The following is a 13,093-nucleotide window of genomic DNA, read 5'->3' on the forward strand; positions in this document are numbered from 1 at the left end:
AAGGCAGGGGATTTTCCAACACCGTTACTTTCTGCGTACGACAATATAACTTCCATTCTTAGCCATCCGTTCAAAAGCTTGCTTCAACATTCCTTTCACAAAGCTTCTAGTAAATGGAATAAGAAGAAAAAATCCAATAAGGTCAGTTACGAACCCTGGCGTCAGTAAAACAACGCCACCAATTAAGATACAGATGCCGTCAATCAGTAAATCGCCAGGTACTTCGTTATTTTGCATTTTTAATTGCGAAGTTCGCAGCGCATTTAAACCTTCCCGTTTAGCTAGCCAAGCTCCTACTACACCAGTAAGTACAACAAGAAATATAGTTGGCCATACCCCAATCCACTGCCCAAACGAAATTAATATAATCATTTCTACCGTCGGCACCACTAGAAGTAAGAGTAACAGTATACGCCCCACATTTCTCAAACCTTTCCCTTTTTACATCCGCAAAATTTCTGATCGGCTTTCCTTTAGCATCAAACTGGTTCCTTCCACCTTAAAGATGCCTTAATTAGGAACGCATTGTTAAACGTCGTTGATAAAGTTTGCTTCAATTCGCCCAGTTTCACGACAAGCACAATACCTTCCACTTCAACCTACATTAAATTTAAAATTCAACCTCGTTTTTTACAGAACTAATATGAAAAAGAAGAGGCCTCTGCCTCCTCTTTCTCCTTACATCATTATAAAACACTTGCATGCCCTTTGTACAAATCTCCACGCGCTCCATCAACAGTAACTTCTATACCTTCTTCTATGATAGAGACGGCACCTTCCACTCCAACGATAACAGGAATGCCTAAATTCAAGCCTACAACGGCTGCGTGGGAGGTCAAACCGCCTTCTTCCGTAATAACTGCAGCTGCTTTTTCAAAAGCGGGCATCATGTCTTTATCTGTCCCTAGGGTGACTAGAATGTCTCCCTCTGTCACTTTATCATTTGCTTCCTTGGCATTACGCGCAAGCACAGTTCGACCAGCGGCTGTTTGGCGGCCGATTCCTTGGCCCTTTGCCATGACCTCTCCAATTACATGAACTTTTAAGATATTAGTAGTACCCGTTTCACCTACCGGCACTCCCGCGGTGATTACCACAAGGTCACCGTGGCTTACTATACCAGATTTGATGGATTCGCTAATGCTAATATCCAACATTTCGTCAGTCGTTTCTGCTTTTTCACTATGGAGCGGAGTCACTCCCCAAACTAGTGACAATCTTCGTACGACACGTTCATCGCTTGTCACAGCAATAATTGGTGATTTCGGACGGTATTTAGAAACCACTTTTGCTGTATAACCGCTTTCGGTAGCTGTAAGAATGGCACCTGCTTCAAGTTCCAAAGCAGTATTTGCAACCGCTTGGCTAATGGAGTTTGTAATGGTTTTACGACTTCTCTCACTGCGTTTAGAAAGCATTTCTTCATAGTTTAATGCGGATTCGGCATGAATCGCGATCTCACTCATTGTATGCACAGCTTCTACTGGATAATCTCCCGCAGCGGTTTCACCAGATAACATTGTAGCATCAGTTCCATCAAAAATAGCATTTGCAACGTCACTTGCCTCAGCTCTTGTAGGCCGTGGATTTCTTTCCATAGAGTCAAGCATTTGAGTAGCAGTAATAACAGGTTTCGCCAAATTATTGCAGTGCTTGATTAACTGTTTCTGAACAAGCGGCACTTCTTCAGGTGGAATTTCTACCCCCATATCCCCACGGGCAACCATAAGGCCATCTGATACTTCAAGGATCTCCTCAATGTTATCAATACCTTCTTGGTTTTCAATTTTAGGGATGATTTGAATATCCTCTACTCCATGGTCTTCGAGCAATCCTCGAATTTCAAGAACATCAGCTGCACGCCGTACAAAAGAAGCTGCAATAAAATCAACTTCTTGTTCGATCCCAAAGCGGATATCAGCTGCATCTTTTTCTGTAATCCCCGGCAGGCTGAGACTTACGTTAGGGAGATTTACTCCTTTTTTATTTTTTAACAGTCCGCTGTTCAGTACAGTAGTATGTACGTCACGTCCTTCAATTGAAGTAACTTCTAATTCAATCAATCCATCATCAAGCAGAATTTTTGATCCAATATTTAGATCATCAGCAAGTCCTTCATACGTAACGGCAATACGCTCAGAGGTACCTTCAATATCTTCCGGTGTAACGATCAAGGATTGCCCTTTTTCTAATTCAACGCCCCCGTCTTTCATCGTACGCGTCCGAACCTCCGGACCTTTTGTGTCCAACAAGATACCTACAGTCTTACCTGCTTCTTTTGCTGCCGCACGTATATGCTTGATTCTTGTTGCATGTTCGTCATAATCCCCATGTGAGAAATTAAGTCTAGCTACATTCATTCCTGCCTCAATCAGCTTTTTGAGAGTTTGCGGGTCTTCACTAGCAGGCCCAATCGTACTTACAATTTTTGTTTTTCGCATACTGTCCCTCCTCAAAGATTTCATCTGATTTTTAGATAGATAATTGATTCGAAAGCTCGTACATCGTTTTATCAATGGAATGAGCTTGCGCCAACGCTTCACTAATTCCGGCATAAGTGACTTGGTTGTTTTGTATCCCTACCATGTGTCCAGATTCGCCATCTAGTAACAATTCTACAGCTTTTGCCCCTAATCGGCTAGCTAATACCCGGTCATAGGCTGACGGAGATCCTCCTCTTTGAATGTGTCCAAGCACAGTTACACGCGTCTCAAACCCAGTTTCATCTTGAATGCGCTGCCCTACTTCAGGTCCGCTGCCTACTCCTTCAGCCAGTACAATGATACTATGTTTTTTACCTCTTTCATTTCCACGTTTTAAACGATCGACTACCTGCTCCATTTCATACGATGCTTCCGGGATCAAAATAGTTTCTGCTCCATCTGCGAGGCCGGACCAAAGCGCAATATCACCCGCGTCACGCCCCATTACTTCCACAACGTAAGTTCGTTCATGAGAAGTTGCCGTGTCGCGAATTTTGTCAATGGCATCAATAACAGTATTTAAGGCAGTATCAAAGCCGATTGTGTAATCTGTAAATGGTATGTCGTTATCGATGGTACCAGGGACACCAATAGTAGGAACACCTAGCTCGGCTAGTTTTTCAGCCCCGCGAAAAGATCCGTCTCCACCAATAACCACTACACCTTCTATGCCATGTTCTTTTAACATTTCAACGCCTTTTTCACGGCCTTCTGGGGTTAAGAATTCTTCGCAGCGGGCGGTATTAAGCATCGTACCTCCACGATGAATAATATCTCCTACTGAGCCAATCCCCATCGGCTCAATGTCGCCTGTTACTAAACCGTAATATCCGTATTTAATGCCATATACCTCTACGTCATGATAAATTGCTTTACGTACTACGGCACGAATAGCTGCATTCATTCCTGGTGAATCCCCGCCGCTCGTTAAAACGCCGATTTTTTTCATATTTTTTAGCCTCCTTAAGAACAATACTCGTGGATAACAAGATACCATTCTTCACTATTTTAGACAAACAAATACAAAAAGTGTTAATACATCACTCTATTGCCTGTACTTATTCTTTTCTTTCTCTATATGATACAGTAAAAACCGTTGGCTGTAACGGGGGAAGAAATAAGTAAACGTTTACTTCTAATGAAAACTTGTACATACAACGAGCCATCTTCATGCTTATAATGATTTGGGGATATTAGCCTATTTTTTGCAACACTATATGTAGTTTTAACCGTCTTCCATAAAATATTTTACACTTTTTAAAGAAAGATGGAAAAGAAAGCAATTTAACAATATAGGCATGCCAAAAACAGCTCTACGTTAGCAACAAATAAAGTCAGAATGGAGAAGAGCAAGAGGCAAAAGTCACCAAAGCCTCCAGTGAAAGAAAAACTCTATAGACCAAGAAGGAGCTGCCCCTTTTTGGGACAACTCCTTCTAGAAGTTAAGCGAGGCAGAAGTCTCTTCTGAGATCGCTCCGATTTTACGAAATTTTTCATATCTATGTTCAATTAATTGCTCTGGCCCCATCGAGCTCAAATGAGCAAGGGAAGATTGTAAAACCTCATCAATGCGGGCTGCCTGTTCATCTACGTTATCATGAGCGCCGCCTCGCACCTCCGCTATCATCTCATCAATAATGTTTAACTCCTTCAAGTCAGGAGCTGTTATTTTCATTGTCTCCGCAGCTCGTTCAGCATACGCAGAATCTTTCCACAGGAGAGCTGCCGCCCCTTCTGGAGAAATAACGGAGTACGTAGAATTCTCTAACATATGAATATAATTGCCAATGCCAAGGCCAAGCGCACCTCCGCTTCCGCCTTCACCAATTACAATACAAACCACCGGAACTTTTAACCCAGCCATTTCTAACAGGTTACGGGCAATCGCTTCACTCTGCCCTCTTTCCTCAGCCGCTCGCCCCGGAAATGCTCCTTTTGTATCAATAAAGCAAATAATTGGCCGTTTAAACTTCTCTGCTTGTTTCATTAATCGCAAGGCTTTCCGATAGCCTTCCGGATGGGGCATGCCAAAGTTCCTGTGTAAATTCTCTTTTGTATCTTTCCCGCGCTGATGGCCAATCACTGTAACGGGCTGGCCATTATACCTTGCAATTCCACCGACAATGGCCGCATCATCACCATAGACACGGTCGCCATGTACTTCAAGAAAGTCATCGAATAAGCGTTCAATATAATCCAAGGTTGTCGGGCGTGCTCCATGTCTTGCGATTTGCACACGCTCCCAGGGAGCCAGTTCGTCGTAAACTTTTTCTTCGAGCTGGGCCAGCCTTTCTTCAAGCTCCTTGATTTCATCACTTAGGTCAAGGTCTTGGTCTGTGGTAAAAGATTTCAATTCTGCAATTTTTTCACGAAGCTGGACCACGGGTTCTTCAAAAGGTAAATGTCCGCTCATTTTTTCACCCCCTAGCTGTTGTTATGGTTTTTTGAGTGAACTTCTAATATGGTTGTAAGTACTTGCTTTAACTCTTTGCGAGATACGACTTTATCAAGTTGACCATGTTCTAGCAGAAACTCTGCCGTTTGAAAATCATCAGGCAATTCTTGCCGAATCGTTTGTTCAATTATTCGACGCCCGGCAAAACCAATCGTTGCCTGAGGTTCGGCGATATTATAATCTCCTAGTGAAGCGAAGCTTGCAGACACACCGCCTGTAGTAGGGTGCGTTAAAACAGAAACAAATAGTACTCCTGCTTGGTCTAGTTTCTCCAAAGCTGCGCTCGTTTTAGCCATTTGCATTAAACTTAAAACGCCTTCCTGCATTCGCGCTCCACCTGATGCACTAAACAGAATAAACGGCAAGCGTTCTTTTTCTGCCACTTCGATAGCACGAGTAATCTTTTCGCCAACTACAGATCCCATACTGCCCATTCTAAACCGAGCATCCATCACTCCAATGATGAGAGCATGCCCATTAACTGTAGCTTTCCCCGTTACAACGGCTTCATTAATTCCCGTTTTTTCACGGTCTTTATCCAACTTTTCCTTGTAGTCAGGAAACGCTAACGGATCTGTAGAAGTAAGCTCCTGATCAAACTCTTGAAAGGAACCTTCATCACAAAAGTCATCAATCCGTTCTTTACTAGAAAGCGGGAAGTGGTGTCCGCAAGTTTGACAAATCATTTGATGCTTACTTAGTTCTTTAGAATAGACAATAGTTTTGCATGAAGGGCATTTTGTCATCACGCCATCGTTCATCTTCCGCGGCTGTTGGCGTTCCGAAGGGATCGTCGCATATTTACGTTTTTTAGTAAAAAAATCTTTAAACACGGTCTACACCTCTTTTTCACTTCAGGTCAACTGAATTCGAAACAAATGAGAGCAAACGTAGAACGAAAGTGCTCTTATTTGCTTCTATTGTCTTAACCTTATTGCACGGCTTGTCCAAATTCACTTAGCCTCATTCAACATAGAACACAACGTAATGATAACAGAAAACCCCAGCTACTTTATATTGTAAAAACAGCGTATCATGCTTGTACAAAAAAGCAAGGAGCGAGTTTCGACGTTTCTAAACAAAAACGGGGCAAAAATTGAAATCAGAGGCATGGACCTATTTTTGCGTTCAATAACAAGTTGACCTCTTTCTCTAAAATAAACTATGTAATAGCAGGGAACGGAGCGTTTACTTCTCTACTACATACAAGCAGAGATCTTCCCTATCTTTTGTTTCCTGCTTTCATTTTATTAGTATATATCACTGCTACAATCTTATAAAAGTGCTACTTGATACCAATCCTCATGCTAAAATGCGCTATTTTGTAGATGCGCACTCAATTCTTCCACCGCTTTAGCTGCGTCACGCTGCAAGACCGCTTCATAGATCCGTTCATGTTCATATAATGATAATATTGGCCGGCCGCTGCGTGCCAACGATTCTTCAAGTGCTGCTTTGCTGTATTCCACAAGTGGAATCCAAATATGGTGTAACAAATGGTTATGACTGCATTTAACTAACATGCTGTGAAAAAGATAATCTTCTTCAACAGGTGTTTCACCTTTTTCTACTTTCTTACGGTAGTCGTTTAAAACAGCTTTCCATGCTTCTAAATCTTCTATACTCGCCCGCTGGCATGCAAGCCGAATTGCTTCTTTTTCCACAATTAAGCGGGTCTCGCCCAGGTCTTCTCTGGCTTTATCTTCTTTTAAAATAAATGAAGCAATAATTTCTACAAGCCGTCGGCCACCCGCAGCTTTAATGTACGTTCCGCCGCCAGGCCTGGTTTCAATCAATTCAAGTAATTCCAGTGCTCGCAGGGCTTCACGCACGGAAGAGCGACCGACATCAAGCCGGTCGCTTAGTTCACGCTCTGATGGAAGACGATCTCCACTTTTAAGATCATCAGCATGTATCAAGTAGTTAATTTCTTTTAACACTTCTAAGTACATCTTATCTGAACTTTGCGTCACTTCCGTTCACCTGCTTCCCTATCTACGGAGCTGTACGATCTTTTACTTATTCTTCCTTGCCGATTGCAGACATTTCGATTGTCCGCTTTTCTACCTCTTGCGGATCAACATTTTTTCTGGCTACGCCTGTTTCCATTGCTGTTTTTGCCACAGCTGCTGCCACTGCAGGAGCGACTCGCTCGTCAAATGGGGCAGGAATGACATAGTCTTCATTAAGTTCATCTTCTGCAATAAGATCAGCGATAGCATAAACTGCAGCTGTCTTCATTTCTTCGTTAATATGGGTAGCATTTACATCCAGGGCTCCTCTAAAGATACCTGGAAAAGCAAGTACATTGTTAACCTGATTTGGGAAATCAGAACGGCCTGTCCCAATTACGCTCGCTCCAGCCTCCTTGGCATCTTCTGGCATAATTTCAGGTACAGGATTGGCCATTGCAAAAATAATAGGGTTATCATTCATCGATTCAACCATTTCTTTGGTTAAAGCACCCTCAACGGAAACCCCGATGAATACGTCCATCCCTTCAATGACTTCGCTGAGGGATCCTGTTTTTCCATCTTTATTCGTGACTTTGGCGATTTCTTCTTTGACATCGTTCATGCCATTTGTACGGCCTTCATAAATGGCACCTTTTGAGTCACAAAGAATAATATCCTTTACGCCCATACGACGGAGAAGTTTAATAATAGCAATTCCAGCCGAGCCGGCCCCATTCGCTACGACCTTAATTTCAGATAAAGATTTCCCAGATAGTTTCAGGGCATTAATTAAACCTGCAAGCGTAACAATGGCTGTGCCATGCTGATCATCGTGAAAGACTGGAATGTTAGCTTCCTTTTTTAAACGTTCTTCAATAATAAAGCAATTTGGTGCTGCAATATCTTCTAAGTTCACACCGCCAAAGTTAGGCTCCATCAATTTCACTGTATTAACAATCGTATCAACATCTGAAGTACTTAAGCAGATCGGAAACGCATCAACACCTGCGAAAGACTTAAACAGGACAGCTTTTCCTTCCATAACAGGTAACGCTGCTTCTGCTCCAATGTTACCTAAGCCTAAAACTGCACTGCCATCGGATACGACAGCTACCATGTTGCCTTTCATCGTATACTCAAATACTTTCTGTTTATCATCGTAAATCTCTTTACAAGGTTCAGCAACTCCAGGAGAATACGCCAAGCTTAATTCCTTAGCATTTCTTACTGGAATCTTCGCTTTGGACTCTAGTTTCCCTTGTTTAATCCGGTGAAGATGCAGTGCTTCTTCCCTCGTTGTTGGCACACGCCCCACTCTCCTTCTTTCTTTCGCAGCTATTTATAGTTTGATGTACGAAATTGGTCTGACCAATTTCAAACTGTACTAATTATAACAAATTGAGTGATGTTATTCACCCTTTAGGCTTTTTGAATTTTAATTTGTTCCTCGTCAAATAACTGAGTAAGCCTCTGAAAAAAACCAGAGCTGCCGTCAACATGCTTATGAGCTGGTAGTCGGTAAGCCTGCTTTTTTTCTTCATAGTATAAAGTAATCGGTACTGGGCCCCGATGCAAATCAATTAACCTATCCAATTTGGCAAGGGTTCCTCTGACTTGATCAGCAGCTTCTACTTTTACATAAATCATTTCCTTGCTCCGGGCTTTTAGCCACTCTAAAGAGAGAATTTCTTTTGCAATGATTTTCTCTTCATTTGCACGTGTATCCACTTCCCCTTTTATAAGGATTGGCTGTTTTTCTTCAATGAATGCACGGACCTCTCGGTAAACATCAGGAAACACAACGATCTCCACGTCTTTCTCTCCGTCTGTTAAAACGAGAAAAGCCATAGGTTGGCCGGTTTTGGTACGAATCTGGCGAATGCTTTCAACCAGTCCCACCGCTTTAACAGCTGATTTTTTGGGCAAGGTTGGAAGATCTCGTAATGGCGTAAGATCTATTTTCTCTAAAAGCGTTCGATACATACTTAACGGGTGATCACTTAGATAGTACCCCGTTGCTTCGCGTTCTGCTTCTAGTTTTTCTAAAAAGGAGTAAGGGTCAGTTTCGGCGTACCGAAACGCCGTGTCTGCACTACCAAATAAACTCCCAACGTCTTTATGAAAATCAGCAAATTCTCTCGCACGGTCAAGGGAAGCCAAAAGGGTCGTCCGTTCCATATTAAAATCATCAAATGCTCCAGCCTTGATTAAAGAAATCAAGCCCTCGCGGGTAAGCGGCGCTGCTTCCAAACGAAGAAACACATCCAAAAAATGTGTAAATGGCTGCTTGTCGCGTTCCGTAATAATCGCCTGGGCTGTTTTTTCGTTCACATGGCGGATAGCTGTTAAAGGCCAGCGCAATCCATTATCCTCAGGGAGAAATGATAAGTGGCTGCGGTTGATAGAAGGGGGGAGAATAGTATATCCTTGCCGTTTCATTTCTCGGATCACTGCATTTATTTTTTCATCATTTTGCCTGACATTTGTGAGTAAGGCTGCATAAAAAATAAGCGGATAATGAGCTTTAACGTAAGCCAATTGATATGCAATTTTGCTGTATGCGACAGCATGACTGCGATTAAATCCGTAATTTCCAAACCTCACAATCCATTCGTAAACTTGAAGAGCGGCCTGGTCGTCATATCCTTTTTCTTCGGCCCCTGCTAAAAACCGTTCACGCATTTCCTCCATTGCCGCTTGGTCTTTTTTACTTACTGCCCTTCTTAATAAGTCAGCCTCACCAAAACTAAAACCACCCATTACATTTGCAATTTGCATGACTTGTTCTTGATAGACCATGACTCCGTATGTATGGGCTAAATACGGCTTAAGGTCTGGATGAGGCCAGGAAGGTTTAACTTTTCCGTGCTTCCCATCAATATACACAGGAATCTGCTCCATTGGCCCTGGCCGGTACAAGGCATTAACAGCTACAAGATCTTCAAACTCCGTTGGTTGCAAACGCTTTAACACGTTTTGCATTCCACTTGACTCAAATTGGAATATCCCAAGCGTTTCTCCTTTAGCCAACAATTTAAATGTTTCAGGATCCTCTAATGAGAGATCCGCGGGCGAAAAAGGTTTTCCTGTCAGCTGTTGGACAAAAACAGCCATTTGTTCGAGCAAGGTTAAGTTGCGCAAACCGAGGACATCCATTTTTAATAACCCTTTTTCTTCTAGAATTTCCATTGGATACTGGGTAACAGCAGCTGGTGCTTGCGAATCGGGAAGTTCAAGAGGTACGTGTTTAGACAAAGGATCGTGGCTTAAAATAACCCCCGCCGCATGAATAGAGGCATGACGAGGAAGCCCTTCGATTCCGACAGCCAAGCTGAACACTTGTTGGGTCGCTTCATCCTCTGTCATCCACTTTTTAAACCCTTCATCGCTATAGGCTTCTTTTAGAGTGGGTACGCCCTTTGGCAAGGCCTTGATAATCCGGTCCGCTACATACCGCGGGGCGTCAGTCATCCTAGCGGTATCCCGCAAGGCTGCGCGGTATCCAAACGTACCAAACGTAATGATTTGCGCTGCATAATCATCCCCATATGTTTCAATCAAATAGCGAATCACTTCTTCCCGTCGATGGTCAGGGAAATCAACGTCAATATCTGGCATGGACACCCGCTCTGGATTTAGAAATCGTTCAAACAATAAATTAAACTGCAAAGGATCCACATCGGTAATGTATAAGACGTAAGCAACAAGCGATCCAGCTGCTGAACCACGGCCTGGCCCAACTAACATCCCCTTTCTTTTTGCAAAACGTACCATATCCCAAACGATGAGAAAATAATCAGCATAGCCCATTCGCTCAATAACCTCTAGCTCATACTTGAGCCGGTCCTGTACCTGTTCTGAAGGCTGGCCATATCTTGCCTTCATGCCAGTATAAGTTAGTTTCTTTAATTGATCTGAAGCAGTTGTGGCTGCATCTAATGGATAAACAGGAAGCGGCATTTGTTCATCAACCGTCTTCACTTGACAGCTTAACGCCACCTCTAAGGTTCGTTCCTTTAATTCTTTGCTAAAGCCTCCAACTACCTCTTCCGCTTTTTCAAAACTAGTTTCAAGCTCAAGTTCCGATTGCTCCATTTGCTGAAAAGCCTTGTTCTTACGAATGGCTTCAAGTAATTTTCTTACTTGTTTATCTGCTTCTTTAAGCTGATGTATATTACTGCTTAATACAAATGAACAATTTTTTTCTCTTCCCCAATTCAACCACTTTTTTTCTTCTTCAGACTTTTGCACAAGCACAGGGTCAACTTCAAAAAATAACTGCCCTGGGGGAATAACAGTCTGCAGAGCTTCTACTAGCTGCCCGGCTTTATTTATATCACCTGCCCGCCAATGCACAGCAACCTCACTATCTGCATGGGGAACAATTACGAACAAACCTTCTAATTGGGCAGCAAGCTCTTGCAAATAAATGGGAGCTTCTGTAGAGGTTCGTACTTTTGTTGACAAGCGGATGAGCGTTCGATACCCTTCATCATTTTGTGCCAATAAAAGGAGGGGGGCTTTCTCATCCTCGATTACAAGATCAAGCTTTAACCCTATGACCGGATGAATACCTTTTTCCCGGCATGCTTTCATAAAAGGGACAGCCCCATATAGTACGTTACGGTCTGTAATCGCGAGCGCCTTTACATTTTTTTTATAGGCATAGTCCACAAGGTCCTGAACCCTGCAAGTACTTTGAAGCAGGCTATACTCAGTCTGCATATGCAATTGAACACCAGTCATTGTCAGATCCCCCCTTTTTCAAACAATCATATTCAAAAAGTACAAGCGTAAACTTATTATACAACCCTCGTGTGAACTCGGTGAACGAATAGACACACAGATCAGAAAGGAGCTTAAAGATGTTAAATCGAGAATTCTTGGCTACCCTGATCATGGATTATTTTGTTGCTTTTGGGGTGGTAACCGGTGGAGCCATTATCGGCAGCATGGGCGGTTACTTATTAGGGCGCCCCCCTTTAGCCACAATGCATGAGTTGGCAGGAAGTTTAAAAATTTGGGCCTTAGTAGCGGCCATTGGAGGTACATTTGATGCTATAACCAGTCTTGAACGTGGCTTATTTTATGGAACACACGCCGATATTTACAAGACCCTATGTATGCTATTAGCTGCTCTCTCTGGAGCTAATACAGGTACCCTTATTATACAATGGATGACGCAGGAGCATTTAAGTCCGTGAGAATTCCTCCACTTTACCGTACACCAGGCGCTCAACGGTTTTTTGCGGGGCTTTTTGTCGGTGTGCTAACCGGTTGGTTTTTCTTTTTATTACAGTACGGAACGATGCACGAAACCCTTCTTATCGAAAAAAATAAACAAGAAATCACCATCACCCAACTCGAGGAACAGATTGAAGCACTGCGTCAAGACGAGCGGACAAATGAAGGAGAAAACCCTGCTCTTATCGTAGAAGAGATTGAATTTATTTTTAAAAACCGTGAAGCTAGCCGGTTAAATGAACTAACTATATATGAATTGGAACAGCAAGCCCTAAGAGAAATTCATTTTGTCCAGGATCAAAATGTAGAAAGCGTGGCAGACTTAAAAGAATCCCTGATCCGCACGTTAGAAAACAAAACCTTTGAAATCAATGAACAAACGTACAATCTGGATGTGAAAGAAATGTATTTATACACATCACTTGAAATTCATGTAGAAATTCATCCCGTTAACCCAGGAGATAATTAGCGTCATTTCCTCCCAACAGGAGGCAATAATATTGCTTTTGCAAAAGGATCTTTCAGCTCACGCGTATTTTTGTCAAAAAATTTTAATTTCTAATATGCAAAAAAAGGAGTCAAACTTTAAAAAAATCGTTATAATGAAGATAAGCAGACAATTTTAAATCGTCAACTGCAGACCGTAACTTATGCAGAGGAGGGATGATTTATGGACGTAACAGGAAAAGAGATGGTCATGAATCGAAAAGAACTTGCTCTCCATAAAGTGGAGAAAATCAAGACAGGGTATTCTGCGTTTGCTGAGTCGCAGGAAGTGACCGATATGATACGAAAAGAACTGCAAAAAATGGACATTGATGTATATGAAGATAAAACGGCCTTAGGTTCTTGGTTTATACCTTCCAATAAAAAAGACTAACTCTTAGCGGCTTTCTCAACACTCATTCTTTAAGTGTCCAAGTACATTCTTCCTCTATTTGCACCAATCATTTTTC

At 42.4% G+C, this 13,093-nt stretch carries 11 protein-coding genes; 3 read left to right on the forward strand and 8 right to left on the reverse strand.

Annotated features, from left to right (window positions below; genetic code table 11):
* Nucleotides 1-24 precede the first annotated feature (24 nt).
* From D469_RS0102125 to dnaE, 8 genes are all read right to left on the reverse strand, one after another.
* Entirely contained in the window at nt 25-420 is a 396-nt protein-coding gene (locus tag D469_RS0102125) for an FxsA family protein (protein ID WP_018921710.1), read from the reverse strand.
* Between the two features lie 266 nt (nt 421-686).
* Entirely contained in the window at nt 687-2,441 is a 1,755-nt protein-coding gene (gene pyk, locus D469_RS0102130) for a pyruvate kinase (protein WP_018921711.1), read from the reverse strand.
* A gap of 31 nt (nt 2,442-2,472) precedes the next feature.
* Entirely contained in the window at nt 2,473-3,432 is a 960-nt protein-coding gene (gene pfkA / locus D469_RS0102135; protein WP_018921712.1) for a 6-phosphofructokinase, read from the reverse strand.
* Between the two features lie 486 nt (nt 3,433-3,918).
* The gene (gene accA, locus D469_RS0102140; protein ID WP_018921713.1) at nt 3,919-4,896 is read right to left on the reverse strand and encodes an acetyl-CoA carboxylase carboxyl transferase subunit alpha; all 978 of its coding nucleotides are present in this window, start codon (nt 4,894-4,896) and stop codon (nt 3,919-3,921) included.
* Nucleotides 4,897-4,907: 11 nt separating this feature from the next.
* The gene (gene accD / locus D469_RS0102145) at nt 4,908-5,771 is read right to left on the reverse strand and encodes an acetyl-CoA carboxylase, carboxyltransferase subunit beta (RefSeq protein WP_018921714.1); all 864 of its coding nucleotides are present in this window, start codon (nt 5,769-5,771) and stop codon (nt 4,908-4,910) included.
* Nucleotides 5,772-6,245: 474 nt separating this feature from the next.
* A complete protein-coding gene (locus D469_RS0102150) occupies nt 6,246-6,911 on the reverse strand; it encodes a FadR/GntR family transcriptional regulator (RefSeq protein WP_018921715.1) in 666 nt (221 codons plus the stop codon).
* A 46-nt stretch (nt 6,912-6,957) separates the two neighbouring features.
* Nucleotides 6,958-8,199, reverse strand: a complete 1,242-nt coding sequence (gene ystJ / locus D469_RS0102155) for an NADP-dependent malic enzyme (protein WP_018921716.1) — start codon at nt 8,197-8,199, stop codon at nt 6,958-6,960.
* Between the two features lie 113 nt (nt 8,200-8,312).
* On the reverse strand, nt 8,313-11,639 hold the full coding sequence (gene dnaE / locus D469_RS0102160; protein WP_018921717.1) for a DNA polymerase III subunit alpha: 3,327 nt from the start codon (nt 11,637-11,639) through the stop codon (nt 8,313-8,315).
* Between the two features lie 119 nt (nt 11,640-11,758).
* Here dnaE and ytrH point away from each other — a divergent pair, with 119 nt between their 5' ends.
* The 3 genes from ytrH (at nt 11,759) to D469_RS0102180 (ending at nt 13,017) form a co-directional block, all read left to right on the forward strand.
* A complete protein-coding gene (ytrH, locus tag D469_RS0102165; protein WP_018921718.1) occupies nt 11,759-12,097 on the forward strand; it encodes a sporulation membrane protein YtrH in 339 nt (112 codons plus the stop codon).
* Nucleotides 12,094-12,606: a sporulation membrane protein YtrI gene (gene ytrI, locus D469_RS0102170; protein ID WP_018921719.1), complete on the forward strand. Its 513-nt coding sequence runs from the start codon at nt 12,094-12,096 to the stop codon at nt 12,604-12,606. The genes ytrH and ytrI overlap by 4 nt, the downstream gene beginning before the upstream one ends.
* Before the next feature lie 201 nt (nt 12,607-12,807).
* Nucleotides 12,808-13,017 (forward strand): YtzJ family protein, encoded by a 210-nt coding sequence (locus D469_RS0102180; RefSeq protein ID WP_018921721.1) that lies wholly within the window; start codon nt 12,808-12,810, stop codon nt 13,015-13,017.
* The last annotated feature ends 76 nt before the right edge of the window (nt 13,018-13,093 follow it).

It is taken from the genome of Salsuginibacillus kocurii DSM 18087, from assembly GCF_000377705.1.
In the GTDB taxonomy this organism is placed as follows: domain Bacteria; phylum Bacillota; class Bacilli; order Bacillales; family Marinococcaceae; genus Salsuginibacillus; species Salsuginibacillus kocurii.